General features: G+C 63.4%; 14 protein-coding genes. 7 read left to right on the top strand and 7 right to left on the bottom strand.

Annotation, left to right across the window (positions count from 1 at the left end; translation table 11 throughout):
* Positions 1–38 precede the first annotated feature (38 nt).
* The 3 genes from LO787_RS03555 to LO787_RS03545 all read right to left on the bottom strand — a co-directional run bounded on the left by LO787_RS03555 (position 39) and on the right by LO787_RS03545 (position 5,316).
* Positions 39–1,124 (bottom strand): FecR family protein, encoded by a 1,086-nt coding sequence (locus LO787_RS03555; protein WP_232494492.1) that lies wholly within the window; start codon positions 1,122–1,124, stop codon positions 39–41.
* Positions 1,121–1,699: an RNA polymerase sigma factor gene (locus LO787_RS03550; protein ID WP_232494491.1), complete on the bottom strand. Its 579-nt coding sequence runs from the start codon at positions 1,697–1,699 to the stop codon at positions 1,121–1,123. The genes LO787_RS03555 and LO787_RS03550 overlap by 4 nt, the downstream gene beginning before the upstream one ends.
* Before the next feature lie 1,310 nt (positions 1,700–3,009).
* Complete coding sequence (locus LO787_RS03545) at positions 3,010–5,316, bottom strand: TonB-dependent receptor (RefSeq protein WP_232494490.1); 2,307 nt, start codon at positions 5,314–5,316, stop codon at positions 3,010–3,012.
* Between the two features lie 393 nt (positions 5,317–5,709).
* Here LO787_RS03545 and LO787_RS03540 point away from each other — a divergent pair, with 393 nt between their 5' ends.
* On the top strand, positions 5,710–6,156 hold the full coding sequence (locus tag LO787_RS03540) for a c-type cytochrome (protein WP_232494489.1): 447 nt from the start codon (positions 5,710–5,712) through the stop codon (positions 6,154–6,156).
* Here the strand turns inward: LO787_RS03540 and LO787_RS03535 are convergent.
* Entirely contained in the window at positions 6,134–7,156 is a 1,023-nt protein-coding gene (locus tag LO787_RS03535; protein WP_232494488.1) for an AraC family transcriptional regulator, read from the bottom strand. The two genes, LO787_RS03540 and LO787_RS03535, sit on opposite strands and share 23 nt — an antisense overlap.
* 243 nt (positions 7,157–7,399) lie before the next feature.
* On the opposite strand from LO787_RS03535, the gene LO787_RS03530 reads away from it, so the two are divergent.
* The 6 genes from LO787_RS03530 (at position 7,400) to LO787_RS03505 (ending at position 15,911) form a co-directional block, all read left to right on the top strand.
* Positions 7,400–8,902, top strand: coding sequence for an aldehyde dehydrogenase family protein (locus tag LO787_RS03530; protein WP_232494487.1), 1,503 nt, complete (start codon positions 7,400–7,402; stop codon positions 8,900–8,902).
* A 301-nt stretch (positions 8,903–9,203) separates the two neighbouring features.
* On the top strand, positions 9,204–11,468 hold the full coding sequence (locus LO787_RS03525; RefSeq protein WP_232494486.1) for a TonB-dependent receptor: 2,265 nt from the start codon (positions 9,204–9,206) through the stop codon (positions 11,466–11,468).
* Positions 11,469–11,491: 23 nt separating this feature from the next.
* The gene (locus LO787_RS03520) at positions 11,492–12,001 is read left to right on the top strand and encodes a hypothetical protein (protein ID WP_232494485.1); all 510 of its coding nucleotides are present in this window, start codon (positions 11,492–11,494) and stop codon (positions 11,999–12,001) included.
* Positions 11,998–13,551, top strand: a complete 1,554-nt coding sequence (locus LO787_RS03515; RefSeq protein ID WP_232494484.1) for a GMC family oxidoreductase — start codon at positions 11,998–12,000, stop codon at positions 13,549–13,551. Before LO787_RS03520 ends, LO787_RS03515 begins: the two co-directional genes overlap by 4 nt.
* Positions 13,552–13,622: 71 nt before the next feature.
* Positions 13,623–14,528, top strand: coding sequence for a ketopantoate reductase family protein (locus LO787_RS03510; protein ID WP_232494483.1), 906 nt, complete (start codon positions 13,623–13,625; stop codon positions 14,526–14,528).
* A gap of 96 nt (positions 14,529–14,624) precedes the next feature.
* Positions 14,625–15,911 (top strand): spinster family MFS transporter, encoded by a 1,287-nt coding sequence (locus tag LO787_RS03505; protein WP_232494482.1) that lies wholly within the window; start codon positions 14,625–14,627, stop codon positions 15,909–15,911.
* Between the two features lie 69 nt (positions 15,912–15,980).
* On the opposite strand, the gene LO787_RS03500 is transcribed toward LO787_RS03505, so the two are convergent.
* From LO787_RS03500 to LO787_RS03490, 3 genes are read right to left on the bottom strand one after another with little or no spacing between them, the layout of a single operon-like run.
* The gene (locus tag LO787_RS03500) at positions 15,981–17,099 is read right to left on the bottom strand and encodes a major royal jelly family protein (protein ID WP_232494481.1); all 1,119 of its coding nucleotides are present in this window, start codon (positions 17,097–17,099) and stop codon (positions 15,981–15,983) included.
* On the bottom strand, positions 17,096–18,091 hold the full coding sequence (locus tag LO787_RS03495; RefSeq protein WP_232494480.1) for a 3-hydroxybutyryl-CoA dehydrogenase: 996 nt from the start codon (positions 18,089–18,091) through the stop codon (positions 17,096–17,098). Before LO787_RS03495 ends, LO787_RS03500 begins: the two co-directional genes overlap by 4 nt.
* Positions 18,078–19,160: an NAD/NADP octopine/nopaline dehydrogenase family protein gene (locus LO787_RS03490; protein ID WP_232494479.1), complete on the bottom strand. Its 1,083-nt coding sequence runs from the start codon at positions 19,158–19,160 to the stop codon at positions 18,078–18,080. The genes LO787_RS03495 and LO787_RS03490 overlap by 14 nt, the downstream gene beginning before the upstream one ends.
* Positions 19,161–19,216 lie beyond the last annotated feature (56 nt).

The raw sequence follows: 19,216 nt of genomic DNA, 5'->3' as shown, positions 1-19,216 counted from the left end.
ATCGGCCTTCCGGGGAGACGACAACTGCGTGGCGCGATTTATGAGGGCGGCTGACAAGTTTCTCGATCAAAGCCGTTGCAGGAACGCGTCAGCATCAGGGAGGTCGACGAAGTTACCAGGGAAAGGCCGAGTAACTGGGCCAGACTTCGCGCCAATTCGTGTGGTTCGGCTAACCTGAATGTTCCGGACACCGTCATTGTATCCAGATCGCTTGAGGCCGTGTGGACCGGGAGCAAATTGGTGCGGTTTGCCTCGGACAAAAGGTCGGCAAGGCGCACTTTCTCGTATTCTCGTACCCTGGCGGAGCCTTGCGTGGAAACCTTGAACTTCCGCATCCCGAGTTCGGGCTGTGCCCGAGGAACGTCCGCGAAAGCGAAGTGTTCGCCGGGCCGGAGGCGCACGCGATTGGGCCTTCCGTCTTGGCCGTGATGGGGAAAATCTACGTCCACGGAACCTTTGAGCAACTCCACCGTAACATCGTGGCTCGCTGCAACGGTGACGTCAAAGATCGTGCCCCGCGCAGTGACCGCCCCCCGCCCGGCGGCGACCATGAAAGGGCGGGCTTCGTGCGCGACCTCGAAGCGGACGTGGCCGCTGACGACGCGCAAATTTCGATGCTGCTCATCGAACGAGACAAGCAGGACGCTTCCAGTGTCAAGCATCACCGTTGAGCCATCGATGAGCTGGAACGAGCGGCGCGGCCCAAGTTTGTTCGTCAATGTCGTGGAATTCGCGTTAGGCTTCTTCAACGCGAACCCGCCAGCCACATTGGGGCTAATGGTCGCGGTGGGGGCGGCCCACAAGAAGGACACGGCGCAGCAAACCACGATCACGGCGCCCAAAGCAAATGCAGCACGGACCTTTCTTCCGCGAATGCCGCGCGAACCTTGCGTGTTGCAGGCTGTTGCCTTCGATAAAGCCTCGTCGTTTTTTAGAAATTTGCCGTAGCTGAAGGTCTCGGCGATACGATTGTAGGCATGGCGATGCGCGGGACTCGCTGCAAGCCAGGCATCGAACTCGGAGCGGCGGTGTTCGGCATCCGGACCGCGCATGACTGCAAACCATTCCGCTGCCGCGTTCCTGAAGGCGCTGTTGTCCGCGGCTGGTTGCTTGCTGTCCATCATCCCTGCTCCAGAGCGGTGTCAATGTGAGCAAGGGCGCGCGCAACGTGATACTGCACCGTCGGGATAGATATTCCGAGCCTTTCTCCAATCTCTTTGTACGTCAGCTCATCCACCCGGTGAAGGAGAAAAACCTGCCGCGTCTTTTCCGGGAGTTCGCTCAAGGCCCGGCGGTAGATCCGCATCATATCTTCGACCTCGATACGGTCACATTGATCGGGTTTCGAGGCATGCTCGTAGCCGTCGTCGAAGGAGACGTGATACGGCGCCAGCTGGTTCTCGAGGCGCTTGCTGCGATTGAAAAGCAGATTGCGGGCGATGCGCTGAAGATAGGCGGCAGGGCGTTGCGGCCGCTCGCGTGCCATGACGCGCAAGAGGCGCGCGAATGCCTCCTGTACGAGATCGCCTGCTTCATCGCCACTGCGTAGGCGTGCGCGAAAGTACTTCCGCAGTCGCGGAGCCTCCACCGCATAAATGGAACTGATGTCCGTCTCCTCAACCGGTGTTGCGGGCGGTTGTCCGCATTGATCTTGATACGTGAGATTGGGCACCCGCGAATTCTCGGCATCAGCTGTCATCGGGGCACGCTTTCAATAAAGGCGGCGCGATTGCCATGGGTACTTCGGGCTCGGGCGGAACTGCACAAGCTGACGGGTTCGCATGACCCCCATTTAAAAACGATCTCGAACGTTCGCGTTCAACAATTGTTGTCGCAAAAGAACGGGTCCGTCCTCGATCCGTGATCAATTTCAGTACCATGACGCAGAGTTAGTACCCAATCAAGAGCAAGGTACTAAAATGATGGCAGTACGAGCCCTGGTGGGGATCTATCTCCATTTGCGCCGGACGGGGCTCGCAGGCATGCCGCCCGATGACCCGCACGCAATGGTGGGGCAGCGGATCCACGCACTCAGGAAAATGTGTGTCTTCATCAGCGCGCATATCGCCCAGCTGACCCGCAGTATCTATGCGTCGCGCGGTCCGGGCTGGGGAGAACCCGCAGGTCACCGTGCGCTGCCTGACGCAGTCGGACTTCAACAACTCTATCGAAGTCTTTAAAGGGCCTCCACGAACGCTGTTCGGCGGCCTATCGCGACCGGTGGCCTGGTCAATACGTTGGTCGTCGAGCCGAGTTACCGCCGAATCTCCGGATTTGGGGATGTGCGCTATGGCCGATTTGACGAAACCAACGCCGCAGGCGCCCTCGATGTATCGCTTGGCGAGCATGCCGCCGTGCAGGCCTCCGCAGACTATGGTCGCCTGCAGCTACGGGAAGAACGCCTATCCAAAGGGCGTGGCGGCCGGTGCACTGCCCATTCTCGGACCTCCCGGCGCTCGGCACGCGCCGTGCTGCGAAAACGAGGGGCGGAGGCGAGACCTGCGCGGACCGCCTGCAGCTCCAAGGCCGAGCCGGTCGATACCGTGACGTTCCGCCTCGTGGGTCAAGGCGCGCACCGGAAACTTACCTCCGCGCCCATACCGCGGCGCCTGCCACCGGCACATGCGAAGCGCAGGGACGCCTGATCCGGCCCGAACGCGCCGCGCCGGGCGAGCCATGCCTGGCGATGGGGCCTGAAGGCGGGAAGTACACGAATTTCGCGGCGATTGCCTTCACGGGTCCATCCAGGAGGTTCTCCGGATCGCTAACAGGCTTGCCCAACGTCAGATCGAGCCGGCTTACATCATCCCATGCTCATGCTGCCGGCCGGCCCGCCAAGCCGCAGCCCAACGCGCTCATGTAAAATGGAAAAATGCAACCGTAATGCCGGCGGCTGAAGCCAGAGTTGTGGCCTGCGCCATTGGCGCGAGACGGATCTATAGTGTGCTGGATCGGGTGCCCCATTGTATGGGGCACCCGGATTTCGGCAGTTTTCGAGTGACGAAGGGCTCAACGGAAACGGAAGCTTCCGGTGACGCCGTAAGTCCGCGGCCGCCCGGCGTAGCGCATCGCTGCGTCGGGGCCGTTGAAGGCCACGTTGTTCCAGTAATAAGTATTGCCCAGATTGCGGACGAAGCCGGAGACACGCCAGCTATCGTCCTCGGCATGAACGCCGAAACGCAGGTCGACAAGGGTATAGGCCTTCACGTCGAAGAGCGGTTCCTCGCCCAGCGCGGCATTGGTGCTGCTTTGGTGTGTGGCGCTGGCTCCAAAGAAAGCGTTCATGCTGTCGCTGACCGGGAAGTCATACTGCGCATCGCCTGAAAGCTGCCACTTGGGGGTGAGCGGGAAGGCTTCGCCGCTCATCAGCTTTTCGGCGCCTAGCGGGGTGTAGTTGGTGAAGTTCCCCTGGATCTTGGAATCCACGTAAGTGGCGCCGCCGTTGAAGGTCAGGCCCTGCACCGGCTCCCAGATCAGTTGCAGCTCGGCACCTGCAATGCGCGACTTGGGAATGTTGATCAGGCGGTTAAGGCCGCCCAGGGTGGGATCGATCACGCGGCCGCGGATCTGCTTGTCCTTGTAGTCATAGTAGAACCCGGCACCGTTGAGCTGCAAGGTGCGCCCAAGCAGGCCCAGCTTGAAACCGGCTTCGTAAGCGACGACGGATTCCTGCGTCGCCGGTTCCAGCTGTGCTGCAAAGGTAGCGCCAGTGGTGATGAACAGGCCGTTCTTGTACCCTTTGCTGACACTTGCGTAGAGCAGCTTGCGCGGATCGACCTGCCAGTTGACCCCGGCCTTCCATGAAAGGTTCTTCTCGTTCAGCGAGTCGGCGAAGATGCCGGGCTTGAAGGTCACCGAATCCAGTGTGACGCAGGCACCGGGCGCAATCGTGGTGGGCGTGCCGCTGAGCCGGGTGGAAGTGGCAGCGACAGCGGCGGAAAGGTCGCCAGCGCCAGAGTCGTACAGGCAGCCCACGTAATCGCGGTTCTGCCAGGTATAGCGCAAGCCCCCGTTGAGCGTGACGTCGGGGACGACTTCCCAGTCGACGTTGCCGAACACGGCGTAAGTGTCGATCTTGTTGGCGCCCACGGCGGTGGCGATATCGAACGGGAAGCTCGAATCCTGCGCGTGGGGAGAGAACGCGTCGTTGGTGCTGTCGTGCTGGTAGTTGCCGCCGATCATCCAGTCCACGGTTGCCCCGGCTTTGCCCGCGACGCGCAGTTCCTGAGAAAACGTCTTGATCGAACCCACGTTGCGCGCGGCGAAGTTCTGCACCGGCGTACCATCGGCATCGACATAGGTATCGCGCCGCATTTCCTCGTAAGCGCTGATCGACGTGACGGTCAGGTCATCGGTGACTTCGTAGTCGGCCCGCAGCGAAGTCTGCCAGAAGCTGTCGTCGGTATAAAGATCGGCGCCTTCGTCCCAGTCGGCGATGCGCGGGCTGCCGATGGTCAGGGGCTGGGCCCGCAGCGCCGCAGGCGCGCGCGAACTCAGGATGCCGACGAATTGCCCGGCCTGGCCATCGGACTTGTCCTGCCAGCCGTTGACATTGAGCGAGAGGGAGAGGCGGTCGGTAGCGTCCCAGTCCACCAGCACGCGGCCTTGCACGCGGTCGGTCCCGCCCATCGAATCGCCAGGGCGTGAGGCGCTTTTCTGCCAGTCTCCGCCGTATTCCTTGCGCACGGCGACGCGCGCACGCAGCGTATCGCTGAGCGGGCCGCTGACGAAGGCGCTGGTATCGATCTGGTCGAACCGGCCGACGGTGAGGTCGAATCCCCCTTCCAATGAGGTGGTCGGCTTGGCGGCGATGTAGTTGATCGCGCCGCCAGTGGAGTTCTGGCCGAACAGGGTGCCCTGCGGGCCCTTCAGGACCTCCACGCGTTCCACGTCCAGCGCGGCACCCTGGGTCATCGCGGAATAGGGCAGGGGCACTTCATCGACGTAAACCGAAACCGTCGGCGATGCGGCCAGCGTCGTCTCGTTGAAGCCGATGCCGCGCAGGGTAAAGATGGGCGAGCCGTAGATGCTGCGGGTGAAGTTGAAACCGGGGACGATTTTCACCAGCTGTTCGGGACTGGTTATGCCCTGCTGGGTCAGCGTGTCACCGGTGAAGGCGTTGATCGACATGCCGACGTTGTTGCTGGTTTCCTGCCGCTTGCGGGCAGTCACCACTATATCGCCGACGCCGCGCTGTTGGGCGCTGTCATCTGTCGCTTGCGGGGCCGCATCCTGCGCGAAGGCTGCCCCGGCCATCATCAGCGAACAGGCGCTGCCGCCGAGCAGCAGTACACGCGCGAAATTCCTCATGCTCATGGTACTCCCCTTGGGATTTTTACGCCGCCATTCCTCCTGCGCGGAACGGGTAAGATATTATGCTTTTCACTTAATCTTGATCATTTCGCAGGATTGTCAAGCGCTATCCGGAGTGGTTGTCTGCGCAGCCTGAGAGCCTATTCGAACAGGCCGTCCGGCTCCGTTGGAACCGCACAAAACGTGGGATTTTCGGCGTGACGGGAGGACGCTCTTTACCAGTGCTGCGATCCATGATACATGATAATTCAAGAAAATATGATATTTATGTCACAGGTCGAAAGCGGGCGTCACGCCTGCATGCCCCCATGCGCGCATCGTTCGCAGGACGCGCGGTGAATCCGATCGTCGGTTCCCTGCTTAAAACGAACGATGCTTGCGCGATGTGGATAGCGCGTGTGCAAGCTGTTCTGGTCGAAGGAGGCGTACTTCCTGCCAGAAAGGGTCGCGATGCGCTTTTCTTTCGACACTGCCCGGATTGCGGCTGCAGCAGCGTCTTTCGTCGCTTTGGGATCGGCCGCGATCGGTGCCCCGGATGCGCCGTCTGGCGAAGCCTTGTTCAAACAGCGCGGCTGCACGGTCTGTCATTCGCTGACCATGGGGAAGAATCTGAATGGCCCTTCGCTTGCGGGTGTCTACGGAAGGGCGATGGGCAAGGCGGCTGGGTACAAGTATTCGCCCAACCTCGGTGCGGCGAAGGGGAAATGGGACGCGGCCACGCTGGATCGCTGGCTGGCCGACCCGCGCGCGATGGTGCCGGGTACGAAGATGGCGGTAAAGGTTGCCTCACCCCAAGACCGGGCGGCGCTTATTGCCTATCTCAAGAGGGCACAGACAAAGTAGACCGGCGGTTGCGCAGCGTTTCGGAGGGGCTGCAACCGTACTGCTTCCGGTAGTACTGTGCATAGCGCCCGAAATTGGTGATCCCGCAATCGAGCATCTTCACGGTGATGCTCGATTGCGGATCACCGGTGCTCAGCGCGGTATGCAACTGCTCCAGCCGGTGCCGCCGCACGTATTCGACGGGCGTAAGGCCAAGGAACTGGCGAAAGCCGTTCTGCAGGCTTCGCACGCTGACCCCCACCTGCATGGCAAGATCGGTGACGGAGATGGTATCTTCCAGGGCGCCATGGATGATGTCGCGCGCGCGCCGCACGTGCCATGGCGTGATGTCGTTCCCATGCAGCGAAAGCTGATCGGAATAGCTGTTGGGATAATGATTGAGCAGCAAGTCCACCATGACCGTCGCATACTGCCGCTGGGTTTGCGGAGAGGCCATCAGTGCGGGCGCGATTTCCAGTTGCGTGATGATGTGCGAAAGCAGGTTGCGCCAGACTTGCGGCAGCTCGCGGCCACTTTCGGAACCGGCGCGAAAGCGCACCGGGCGACTGGCCGGGATATGCATGCACCGCGTCAGGTAATCTTCGAACGCGCATGAGGCGATCCGTACGGTAAGGTGGCGGCATTCGCGGGTCATGCGGATGCGGGTACCTTGTCCGGGGCAGCTGATGTAGAGGTTATCCGGCTGAATGAAGTGTTCCACCCCGTCCCCCCAGACCGAGGTACGCCCCTGCATCGCCGCATGGATCAGGAAGTGCGAATCCAGATCGATCGCCTCAATCGCCACATCGGCGCCATAAGCGATATCGACCAGATGGGCCTGCGCAATCTGGAAGCTGCGCAGCTTGAGGTCCATCGCCTCCGGGTGGGGCATGTCCATCCCGTGTGGCGCAAGGCTGCGGCCGACATAGTCGACGATTTCGTCTGCATTGCGTGAACGAAAGTCACTGACGGCAGGTGGTCTTGCAGTGGCGGACGTCATGGTGGTGGTTGCAGTAAGCACGGCTCCTCCTTGCCGTCATCGGGTGGTGACGGATCGATTCGAGGCAGTATTTCGAGCCTGGATTTTCTTCCCTGATCACCAAGGAGAACGCGATTTAGTTGAATTGTCAAGCGCTCATCGAGGATGCGGAGCGCACAGCGTTTATCTGCCAGATCGGTACTGGGACTGCGCTTTGCGCATAGCGGCGTCTGCACGGCGGCTTAGGCTTGACGGGGCTGTTCCATTAGCTCCCGAGAGGATTTCATGCGCGAAACCGCTGATCAGACCCGCCTGCTTTCGGAGGCCGGGCGGGCCTTCGTCTCCACGCCTCTGTCCATGCTTATCGACGGTGAGTGGACCGCGTCCGAGACGGGGCGCACCATCGCCGTAACCGACCCGGCAACGGGCCTTGCAATCACAACCGTTCCAAAAGGTTCCGATGCCGACGTCGGTCGGGCCGTCGCGGCGGCGCGGCGGGCGTTCGAGGGACCCTGGGCAGCCACCCGGCCGGTTGAGCGCGAACGCCTGCTGCTGCGGCTGGCCGACATGCTTGAAGCGCGTGCCGACGAGTTCGCGGAACTGGAGACGCTGGATAACGGCAAGATCCTGATGATGGCGCGGTATGGCGATCTCAGCCTTGCGGTGGATTCGCTGCGCTACATGGCGGGCTGGGCGACCAAGATAGAGGGCACCACGATATCGCCTTCCTTCGCATATGTGCCCGACATGCGCTTCACGTCCTATACGCTGCGTGAGCCGGTGGGCGTTATCGGCCAGATCATCCCGTGGAATTTCCCGCTGGTGATGGCGATCTGGAAGATCGCGCCGGCGCTGGCGGCGGGCTGCACGGTGGTGCTCAAGCCCGCGGAAGACACGCCGCTCAGCGCACTGCGGCTGGGCCAGCTAATCTGCGAGGCGGGCTTCCCGGATGGCGTCGTCAACATCGTGACCGGTGACGCGGAACCGGGGCAGGCGTTGGTCGATCACCCGGATGTCGACAAGATCGCCTTCACCGGCTCGACCGAGGTGGGCAAGATCATCCAGCAGCGCGCCGCGGGCACGATGAAGCGCCTGTCGCTGGAACTGGGCGGCAAATCGCCGGTGGTGATCCTGAAGGATGCCGATGTCGGGGTGGCTGTGCAGGGCGCGGCGCAGGCGATCTTCTTCAACCATGGGCAGGTCTGCACCGCGGGGTCGCGGCTGTTCGTCGAGCGGCCGATCTACGATGCGGTGGTCGACGGGTTGGCGCAAGTGGCGGACGGTTTCCGGCTGGGATCGGGCTTCGACCCCGAAGCCCAGATGGGGCCGCTGGTATCCCCGGCGCAGCGCGCGCGGGTGCAGGGTTTCCTTGACCGGGGCCTTGCCGAAGGTGGCCGTCTGGTCGCGGGCGGTGGCGAGGTGGACGGGCCGGGCAATTTCCTGCGCCCGGCGGTCTTCGCGGACGTGAGCCCGGACATGACGATCTACCGGGAGGAGATCTTCGGGCCGGTCCTTGCCGCCACGCCTTTCGACGATGTCGATACGGTAACGGTCCTTGCCAACGACAGCAGTTACGGCCTGGGCGCCAGCGTGTGGACGGGCGACATACGGCTGGCCAATCACTTTGTCCGCAAGCTCAAGGCGGGCAATGTCTGGGTCAATGCGCACAACCTGCTTGACCCTGCAGTGCCGTTCGGAGGCTATCGCATGTCGGGCTATGGCCGCGAACTCGGCCATGCGGCGCGCGATCTCTACACCGAATCCAAGTCGGTAACGATGGCGCTGTGACTGAATGGGCGCGCGCGGGCAGTTATGGGCATTAGCTGCGCGCGCCCTTATTTCCATGCCCAAGGTGTATAAGCGCTGCGCAATCGGGATAGCCGGCGCAAGCGCAGCCTGACAGCATCACCATGCAAGATCGGCATCAAGACCGAAAACGCCCGCAGGACGCGCCGCCGCAGCGGCTCAGGGCCAAGAACCAAGTGCTTCGCAGGATCATCGATCACGCCTCTCGTCGGGGAAACGGTCCCGTCGGGGCGACAGGGTTTCAGGGGGAAATCACATGACACTTGCCACAACACGAAAAGCAATGCGCCTGCGCTGCGTCATCGGGATGCTTGCAATGGTCGGCGGCGGGGCAGGGTGCGCTGCGCCGGCATTGGCGCAGGACACCGCCGAAGCCGACGGGCTGGAAACGATCACCGTCACCGCGCGCAAGCAGACCGAGAACCTTCAGTCCACGCCGATATCCATCACCGCCTTCAGCGCAGAACGGCTGGAGGCGCAGGGGATCACGCAGGTCAATCGCATCCAGGACTTCACGCCGAACCTGACTTTCGCGAACATCCCGTCGAACAGCGGTATCGCTTCCAACGCGGCGGTCTATATTCGTGGCATCGGCCAGAACGACTTTGCACCCACGGTTGAGCCGGGCGTGGGCATCTACATCGATGGCGTCTACCTTGGGCGCACGGCAGGCGGTGTGTTCGACCTGATCGACGTGGCATCGATCGAGGTTTTGCGCGGGCCGCAGGGCACGCTGTTCGGCCGCAACACGATCGGCGGCGCGATCAACCTTACCACCTTGCAGCCCGATGACACGCTGCGCGCCAAGATGGACATGAAATACGGCACCGACGATCTGGTGAACGTGCGCGCGATGGTGTCCGGGCCGCTGGCGGATGGGCTGTTCGCCAAGGTCAGCGCCGGGATTTCGCGCCAGGACGGCTATGTCGATGCACCCAACCTTGGTGTGAAGTTCGGCAACAAGGACACCAAAACGGTGCGCGGCGCCTTGCGCTTCGCCCCCGGCGGCAGCCCGCTGGAGGTGACGCTCGCGGGGGACTATACCCGCGACAAGAGCAACGGCGCGCCGGTAGTCGTCACCGGCATCGACGAGACGGCGACCGGCAGCTTCGTGACCCTTGCCAACGTGATCGGCAGCGGCACCGGCAACCCGGGTGACTGCCTTATCGCAGCGGCTGCCAGCAACACCGCCTGCTACAATTCGCGCCTTTACAGCCGCGATACCAACTATGCCACCGATCCGACCTTTTCCGACCTTGAACTGTGGTCGGCCGCGCTCACCGTGTCCTACCAGCTGGCGGACGAGATCGAGGTCAAGTCGATCACTGCGCTGCGGCGGATCAACGGCACTTTCGCGCAGGACCGCGACGGGTCGAACCTGGGTATCAACTACGTCTACGACACCTTCACCCAGAAGCAGTTCAGCCAGGAATTCCAGATCGTCGGCAAGGCACTGGACGGCCGCCTGAACTGGGTCACGGGCCTGTACTTTTTCAAGGAGAAAGGCAAGGATATCAATCCGATCGACTTCCTTGTCGTCTACGCCAATTCGGGCGGGTACTACGATTACAAGAACTGGGCGGCCTTCGCGCAACTGGGCTTTCAGATCACGGACGGCCTGACGCTGACCGGAGGTATCCGCTATACCGACGATCGCAAGTCCTACCTGCCGGATCAGTACGTCATATCGACGCTGGAGCCGTTCCTGTCGATCCCCACCGGAACGCGTATCGTTCCTTATGAATGGGTCGATGCCAACGTGAAGAAGTGGACGCCGATGGCGAACCTTTCTTGGCAGGCAACCCCCGACCTGATGGCTTATGTAACGTATTCGCAGGGCTTCAAGGGCGGCGGTTACACCCAGCGGGTCTTCCCGCCGGAGCAATCGCTGCCCAGCTTCCGGCCGGAAACGGTCGATTCCTACGAAGCAGGCTTCAAGCTGATGGCACTTGGTAACCGGCTGCGCTTCAACGGAGCGGCGTTCTACACCGATTACAACGACATGCAGTTGCTGGTTGCCGACGCATCGCGCGTGGGACCGTTCATCACCAACGCAGGCAAGGCGCGCATCCAAGGCTTCGAACTGGAAACCAACATCGCGCCTGGCGGCGGCTTCAGGCTCAACGCGGCGGTCGGCATGACCGATGCGAAGTTCAAGCGGCTGGAAGATGGCGTGCAGGGCCTGACGCTCGATTCCAAATTCGTGATGGTGTCCAAGTGGACGGTGAGCGCATCTGCCGAGAAGGAATTCCCGATGGATGCGGCAGGCACTCTGACGCCGCATCTGGACTGGTCCTATCGATCCGGCTTCTACACCAATGCCAATGGCATCAATACGCCCGAACTTTATCAGCCGGGCTACAGCGTCTTCAATGCCAACTTGCGTTGGCAGGATGAAGGGCAGCACTTGTCGCTGACGCTGGGCGTGGACAATATCGGCAATCGCAAATTCCGCACTTTCGGCGATTACCAGCCGTCTTTCGGCTTCTACATGCAGGCCTTCGATCGCGGCCGGCAGTATTACGCAAAGCTTGCCTACAGCTTCTGATCAGGGACATGACGATGACTTTCATGCTTACCCGCCGCACCGTGGTGGGCAAGATGGCCCTGGCCGCAATGCTGCCAGCCATCGCCGCCAGCCCGCTGTCCGCAATCGCTGCTACGGCCACACCAAAGCCGACGCCGGAGGAGTTGGCCACTGCCGCGCTGCTGCACACAGCGTTCCCCCACGCCCGCCTGGATGCGGCATTCTATTCAGGGGTCGCCGGCCGCTATCTGGCCGAGATCGCGAAAGACCCCGCCGCGATGGCCGAGCATCGCCGCGGGCTGGCGCTGCTTGACGGCTCCTACATCGCCCCCTTCGCGCAACTGCCTGAAATGGTGCGTCGCTCGATGGTGGCCAGGTATGATCAGGAACCGTTCTTCAAGGCGCTCATCTGGCGCGGGGCGGAGCTGATCTATCGCGATGCGGCAGTCTGGAAGATGGTCGGCTACGAAGGGTCGTCGGTCGAATACGGCGGCTACATCGAACGCGGCTTCGACGATATCGACTGGCTGCCCGCTGCGGGAGGCGCGAAATGACGCATTTCTCGCTGGATGACAGTTCGGTCTTCGTCGTCATCGGTTCGGGTGCGGGTGGCGGCGTTCTGGGCAACGAACTGGCGCAAAAGGGGCATAAGGTGGTGTGCCTTGAGGCCGGGCGGCGGCTTGAAATGTCGGACATCGTCAACGACGAGGCCGCGATGTTCGGCAAGCTCACCTGGCTTGACAGGCGCATGGCGACCGGCAAGCCGGACCCCAACTTTCCGGTATGGGGCTGCAAGACGGTGGGCGGCACGACCATGCACTGGACCGGGGCCTGCCCGCGCTTCGAACCGCATGAAATGCGGGCGCGGACTACGTACGGCGCGCTGCCGGATACCACGCTGGTGGACTGGCCGGTGACGCCCGAGGAAATCGCGCCGTGGTACGACAAGGCCGAGGTGCGCTTGGGGGTGACCGGGCGGCAGGGCATGCCGTTCCTGCCGCCGGGTAACAACTTCAAGGTGCTGGAAGCGGGCGCGCGCAAGTGCGGCTATACCGACATCGACACCCACAACATGGCGATCAATTCGATCGAGCGGGACGATCGCCCTTCGTGCCATCAGTTGGGCTTCTGCACGTCGGGTTGCGCGGTCGGCGCGAAGTGGTCCACGCTCTATACGGAAATCCCGAAGGCGGAGGAGACAGGCCGCTTCGAACTGCGCCCCGAATGCATGGTGACGGGTATCGAACTGGGGCCGGATGGACGCGTTTCGGGCGTCACGTATCTGCATCAGGGCAAGCGGGTGACGCAAAAGGCGCGGGCGGTGGCGGTGGCGGGCAACGTGGTGGAAACCACGCGCCTGCTGCTCAACAACTCCAGCGACCGGCATCCGCAGGGACTGGCCAATTCCAGCGGGCTGGTGGGGCGCAACTACATGCGCCATTTCACGATTCAGGTCATGGGCGTGATGCCCGGCAAGGTTCACTTCCACCGCCAGACGCATCTTGCGGGCGTGGTCCGGGACGAGCGCGGCCACCGGCCGGAGCGCGGCTTTGCGGGCGGCTTCCTGATTTCGACAGTGCCCTTCACGCCTGAAATCCTGGCGAAGAACATGATCACCGGCGGCTGGGGGCGCGATCTGACCGAAGTGCTCGACAAGTATGACCAGCTTGCCGGGATGCTGCTGACGGGGGAGGATCCGCCGCAACTGTCCAACCGCATCACCCTGCACCCCACCGAGCGCGACGGCTATGGCCTGCCGGTGCCGGTGATCCATTACGAGGACCATCCCAACACGATCGCGATGAAGGAATATGCCTGGAAGGCCGGGCGGCGCATCTACGAGGCGCTGGGAGCGGAGAACGTGATCGAGATGGGCGATTACATCCCCGCCACCCACAACATGGGCACTGCGCGCATGGGCGATGACCCCAGGGCAAGCGTGTGTTCACCGTTCGGCCGCACCCACGATGTCGCCAATCTCTACATCGCCGACGGCAGCCTGTTCCCGACGGCCGGCGGCTGCAATCCCACGCTGACGATCGTGGCGCTGGCCTTGCGGCAGGCGCAGCACATCGACCGCGAGGTCGCGGCGGGGAGGTTGTAGAAATGGCTTAACATGCGGTGGCTGCCATGCGATGTAACTTGAAACTTCAACTAAAATCGTGTGGGGCGCGCATGAAGATTGCAGTCGTTGGAGCAGGCGCAATGGGCGCGCTGTTCGCCGCGCGCATGGCGGCTGGCGGGCTGGCCGTCACGCTGGTCGATGTCGATCCGGTGCGGATCGCGCAGATTGCCGCCGATGGCCTGCGGGCAAGTGTCGCAGGGCAGGCGCTGTGCAGCGACACCCTTTGCGTGGCGCCCGCAACGCTGGGTTCCGGACAGGATCTGATCGTCCTGTTCACCAAGTTCGCCGCCCTGCGTCCGGCTCTGACGCAGGCGTGCCATGCCCTTGCGCCCGACGGCATCGTGGCCGTGCTGGCGAACGGGCTGGATGCGGCGGGGCAACTGGACGGGCTTGTGCCCGCCGAACGGCTCGTCATCGGCGTTACCGACGTGGCGGCGGACTTGCGAAATGGCATCGCCCATAGCGACGGCTCGGGCGTGGTCAAACTGGGCATGGGCGATCCGGCATCGTCGGCCCGTCCCTGCGGGCGTGTTGCGGCGTGGCTTGAAAGGGCGGGCTTTGCGGTATCACAGCAGGCGGATATCCGGACTGCCGTGTGGGAAAAGGTGGCGTTCAACGCCGGCTTCAATGCGCTGGCAACACTCGCCGATGCCTGCGTGCGCGATCTCGACAATGAGCCTGGACGGCGGATCGTCGGTTCGGTGCTGGACGAAGTGGCCGCCGTCGCCAAAGCCGCTGGAGTGCCCTTTGACCTGGGTTCGGTACGCGCGCGCGTGGATGCGGCGTTCGCGCTTCAGGGCGGGCACCGCCCCTCCATGGCGCAGGATCGCCGGGCGGGCAGGCGCACGGAAATAGAGGCGATCAACGGCGCCGTGGCCGCCTGTGCCCAGCGGTTGGGAATGGCCGCGCCGGTCAATCGGACGCTGACCGATCTGGTCCTGTTGACCGGCGGGTAAGATGATTTCGGGCACGCACAATTTTACTTGAAATATCAATTGAGACGAAGCAGCATGCGGCCACAACCAAACATATAAGCACCTTCGGGGGGTAAAGTGGCTCAGCAACAGCATCGGCGCGCCTGGCTGGTCGTGGCGCTATGCATGATCGCCTACGTGTTCTCTTTCATCGACAGGCAGATCCTTGCGCTGCTGATCGAGCCGATCAAGGCCGACCTCTCGCTTAGCGATACGCAGTTCGGGCTGCTTCAGGGGTTGGCGTTCTCGTTGTTCTACGCGACGATGGGCATACCCATCGCCAGCCTTGCGGACCGCTATCCGCGTCCGCTGATTATTGTTGCCGGCGTCGCCTTCTGGAGCGTTGCGACGATGGCCTGTGGGTTTGCGCGCAGTTTCGGGCACCTGTTCGCGGCGCGCCTTGGTGTCGGGGCAGGGGAGGCCGCGCTGTCTCCGGCAACGTATTCGCTGATCAGCGACCTGTTCCCGCGTGAGAAACTGGGGCGCGCGGTTGGCGTCTATTCCATGGGATCGTTTCTGGGTGCGGGGATCGCGTTCCTGGTCGGCGGCAGCGTGATCGGCATGGTCGCTTCGCTGCAGGGGATGGAAGTGTTGGGGCAGCCGATGGCGTCGTGGCAACTGGTCTTCGTGATCGTCGGCCTGCCGGGCGTTGTGCTTGCCGCGATCATCGCCCTGCTGGTACGAGAACCGCGCAGCGCCACGGGCGAAGTGCGCGGAAAGGACGTGCCTTCCACCCCGGCGGTGTTCCGGTTCCTGTGGAGCAGGCGGGCGATCTTCGTGCCGCACATGCTGGGCTTTTCGCTGATGGCGACGTCGCTTTATGCGGTCCTTGGCTGGTCCCCGGCCTATCTGATGCGCACCTTCGGCATGACGGCTGCGGAGTGCGGCCTCAGACTGGGCGTGGCTGCACTGACGGCGGGCGCAGCCGGCGTCTTCGCCAGCGGCTGGTTCATGGACCGGCTTACGATTGCCGGGCGGCGCGATGCGCCGTTTGTTACCGGCATCGTTGGCTCAGTGGGTGCCATTGCTTCGGTCGCGGCGCTGCCGTTCACGACTTCGGGCAACGTGGCGACGGTGCTTCTGGGCTGCGCGCTGTTCTTCGTATCGACCCCGATGGCCCCTTCCACCGCCGTGATGCAGGTAGTGCCGCCCCCTTCCATGCGATCGCGGGTTTCGGGCATCTTCCTGTTCTTCAACAGCTTCGTGGGACTGGCGATGGGCTCTGCCGTGGTTGGCCTGCTGAACGACAAGGTCTTCTCCGGCGTGGGCCAGTCGGTAGTGACGATCGTGGTGCTGGCATCGATCCTGGCGATCGCGCTGCTGAGTGCGGGGCGCAGGCCCTACGCCGCAGCGGTGGCAGGCTGAATGCAGATCGGCCCGGCTTTTTTCGTGGAGGAAGGCCGGGCCGACAGAGGGAAAAATTGACGCTGCGCGTTACTTCAGATCGGTCAGCCTGATCCGGTAGATGGTAGCGACCCCGCGTTTCGGCAGCGAATTGGCGAAGACCTTTTCCGACAGACGCGCATCGGCGATGTAGAGGTATCCGCCCGCCACGGAGAATCCGTCCCCCCAGGCGATCGCTTCCGTTTGCGGCACCACATGCGATGCCAGCGTCCTGCCGGTGAAGCGCAGGCCGACGATGCCGCCATGTTCCAGATCGCCGCCATAGAGCGTGCCCTCGGGTGTCATGATGATCCCGCCCGTGATCGGGCCTTTGCCAAGGAACACCACACTGGCAGCGAGCTTCGCGGCGGGCAGCGCTGCATCCGCCAGTGCGGCGGCGGGCACGCGCCAGTAGTTGTGGTCGGTCAGCGTGCGATAGTAGACCCACTGGCCATCGGGCGACATTTCTATGCCGTCCGCATGGACTAGCGGCGGCTTGCCGCTGCGCAGCAGGCCGACCTTGCCGCCGATGTGCAGGTGTTCTGCCGGGTCTGCGCGGGTAGAGCGGTCTGCTATCAGCACCTGCCGTGCCTCGCCGGTCTTTAGGTCAAGCACCACAAGGCTGCCTTCGCGGTCGATGTTGGTAAGGTAGGCCAGCCCGCGCCGGTTATCGATCCTGAGATCGTTGAGCGAATCCCCGGCATCAACCGCACCTTCGAAATCGTATGTGCGTTCCACCCGGTTGCCCGCCAGGTCGAATTTGACAAGCTTCGCCGGACCGGTCGGCGCGGGCGAGGGGAGGGTCGGGCGGCCTGAATCCAGCACCCACAGGGCGCCGGCATCGTCCACCCACAGCGCTTGCGGCGCGAACCAGCAGTGCCGGGTGTCTTGCCCCGATACCTGCCAGCCGGCGGCGGGAAAGGGGGTGATTGCGCCGGTGCGGGGATCGATCTCGATCACCTTGTCGCCACTGGTCGCGGCGGGAGCGCTGGCGAAGATGCGCCCCGCCGGGGTGACGGCGACCCCGATCAGGCTGAACCCGTCCAGCTGCCGCACAACTTCCAGTCGCCCGGCAGTAGGCGCCGGTGCGTCGGCAAGTGCGCTTCCGCCCCTCGCGAGACCGCCCGCCAGCACCAGTGCGACGGCCAGCAGCGATGCCCGCGCCTTCATTGCACCGCTCCCCGGATCGCAGGCATCATGTCGCGGTGGCGAAGCATGGCGACGAATTCGCTCAGCCGTCCGGCACGATAGGCGGCAAGATCCATGTCCTGATAGTCATAGAAGCCCTTGCCGTCGCGCACGCCGTTGTGCCCTTGCGCCATGTTGCGTTCGACCACTTCGGGCGCGGCGAAGCGCTGCGGGTCAAGCGTGCCGGAAAGGTAGCGGCTGGCATGGAACAGGATGTCGCCGCCGCCCCAGTCGATGAATTCCAGCAGGCCGAGCACGGCGAAGCGGAACCCGAAGCCGACGCGGATGGCGGTATCGACATCCTCCGCACTCGCCACGCCTTCCTCTACCAGTCGCGCCGCTTCGTTCATGGCCAGCGCCTGGATGCGTGGCACGATGTAGCCGGGTGACGAACGGCACACAACGGGTACTTTGCCGATGCCGCGCAGGATCGCGCACAGCGCCTCCACTTGCGCGGGATCGGTGACGTTCGCGGGGCTGACCTCGATCAGAGGCACAAGATGCGCCGGGTTCAGCCAGTGCGCGTTCATGAAGCGCTGCGGCCCCGGCAACATCTCTGCCAGCGTATTGGCATCGATGGTGGACGTCGTCGATGCGACAAGGGCATCGGCGCGCACGGCCTCCCCGATCGCGGCGAAGGCTTCCTGCTTGGCCGGGATGGTTTCGGGCACGGCTTCGAAAACAAGATCGCAGCCAGCCAGAAGCGCGGACGCCTCTGCGGCCGGAGCGACAAGCAAGTCGTCCAGCACGCGTGCCATGGTTGCGGCGTCAAGCAAGCCCGCTTCCGCAAGGAAAGCCACGTCGCGTTCCACGTCGAGGCGAGCGGCGGCGGCAAGGTGCGCAAAGTCTTGCGCACTGCGCTGGCGCAAGTCGAGCAGGCGCACCTGATGTCCGGCCAGGGCAAAGGCGGTGGCGATGCCCCGGCCCATGCGCCCCGCTCCGACCACGCCGATCACCGCGTCAGAACCCGTCATGGAGACGTTCCTGCAAGGTTGCCCGATCGCAGTCCGCAAGGCCCAGACGTTCCAGCGTGCGCCCCGCGGCATAGAGGTCTTCCCCGGTGATCGCGGAGGCCAGCGCCAGCAGTCCTTCGCCCACTGGCATCGGCTTGCCCGCCCAGCGTGCGATAGAGGTGAACAGGGAAAGCCCGATCGCGGTGTCTTCGCGCATGTAGCGGTGGGTCTGCAGGTTGATCTTCTCGCGCCAGTCGCCGCTGTCGGTCAGCTTTTCATGCGCGGCATTGCCGTACATCCACTCATCGCCATCCGGGCTGTAGTGGTCGGCCAGCGGGAAATGCGGAGCGGCATACCCAAGATGCTCGCGCACTGCGATGCGCTCGGCATCCAGCGCATTGGTGACCGCGCGGATCGACGGCTGGGTGCCTTCGTTGTGGATGTCCCATGCGTCGAAATGCTCAAGCGGCCCAGCGTTCATCATGATCAGCGGAGGGTGGATGATCGGCCCGGCATTCATGAGCGCGCCGGAAAGCACGTCACCGGCAGGCTCGACGGAGGGGTAGGCCTGCTGCAGTAGCGCGATCACCTCGTCCGCATCGCGCGCGGGGAACACGCCGGTCGGCAGGCGCGTGGCATAGACGCTGACGACGATGCTGGCGGGGCCGTGCTTGCGCACCAGGTAGGGCAGGGTGCCGGTTTCGGCGAAGCGAACGCGGGCCTCGTTTCCGGCGGCGCGGGCGGCCTCCACGAAGATCAGCGAACCCAGTGTGCCGGGCGGCAGGAACACCACCTGCCCATCGCGCCAGTGCGGGGCGCAGGCCCTGGCAAGATCTTCATGCGCGGTGGCAGGCAGCGGGATCACGACCAGTTCGGCTGCCGCCAGAGCCTCTTCCAGGGACGAGGTGAGGTGGGCGATCGGCAAGGTGCGCGTTCCCGCATGATCGCGCACTTCGATGCCGCCCTGCGCTTCGATGGCGGCGAAGGCACCCGCATCGCGGCGCCAGAACCAGACCTCGTGACCCCTCTCGCTCATTTCCGCCGCGGCGGCGTAAGAGCCGTGTCCTCCGCCCAGTACTGCGATACGCATGATGCTCTCCTTGATGTGATGGAGGGCATTGTGTGCAGGCGCGCCGCCATGTGCTA

The organism is Novosphingobium kaempferiae (genome assembly GCF_021227995.1).
GTDB classification, from domain to species: Bacteria; Pseudomonadota; Alphaproteobacteria; order Sphingomonadales; family Sphingomonadaceae; genus Novosphingobium; species Novosphingobium kaempferiae.
Note: the sequence above shows the minus strand (reverse complement) of the source record. Positions and strands in the feature narration are given on the sequence as shown.

Coding starts and splice junctions, on each gene's coding strand:
- LO787_RS03555 (WP_232494492.1), bottom strand. CDS start 1,124: ATGATGGACAGCAAGCAACCAGCCGCGGACAACAGCGCCTTCAGGAAC.
- LO787_RS03550 (WP_232494491.1), bottom strand. CDS start 1,699: ATGACAGCTGATGCCGAGAATTCGCGGGTGCCCAATCTCACGTATCAA.
- LO787_RS03545 (WP_232494490.1), bottom strand. CDS start 5,316: ATGAGCATGAGGAATTTCGCGCGTGTACTGCTGCTCGGCGGCAGCGCC.
- LO787_RS03530 (WP_232494487.1), top strand. CDS start 7,400: ATGCGCGAAACCGCTGATCAGACCCGCCTGCTTTCGGAGGCCGGGCGG.
- LO787_RS03525 (WP_232494486.1), top strand. CDS start 9,204: ATGCGCCTGCGCTGCGTCATCGGGATGCTTGCAATGGTCGGCGGCGGG.
- LO787_RS03520 (WP_232494485.1), top strand. CDS start 11,492: ATGCTTACCCGCCGCACCGTGGTGGGCAAGATGGCCCTGGCCGCAATG.
- LO787_RS03515 (WP_232494484.1), top strand. CDS start 11,998: ATGACGCATTTCTCGCTGGATGACAGTTCGGTCTTCGTCGTCATCGGT.
- LO787_RS03510 (WP_232494483.1), top strand. CDS start 13,623: ATGAAGATTGCAGTCGTTGGAGCAGGCGCAATGGGCGCGCTGTTCGCC.
- LO787_RS03500 (WP_232494481.1), bottom strand. CDS start 17,099: ATGAAGGCGCGGGCATCGCTGCTGGCCGTCGCACTGGTGCTGGCGGGC.
- LO787_RS03495 (WP_232494480.1), bottom strand. CDS start 18,091: ATGACGGGTTCTGACGCGGTGATCGGCGTGGTCGGAGCGGGGCGCATG.
- LO787_RS03490 (WP_232494479.1), bottom strand. CDS start 19,160: ATGCGTATCGCAGTACTGGGCGGAGGACACGGCTCTTACGCCGCCGCG.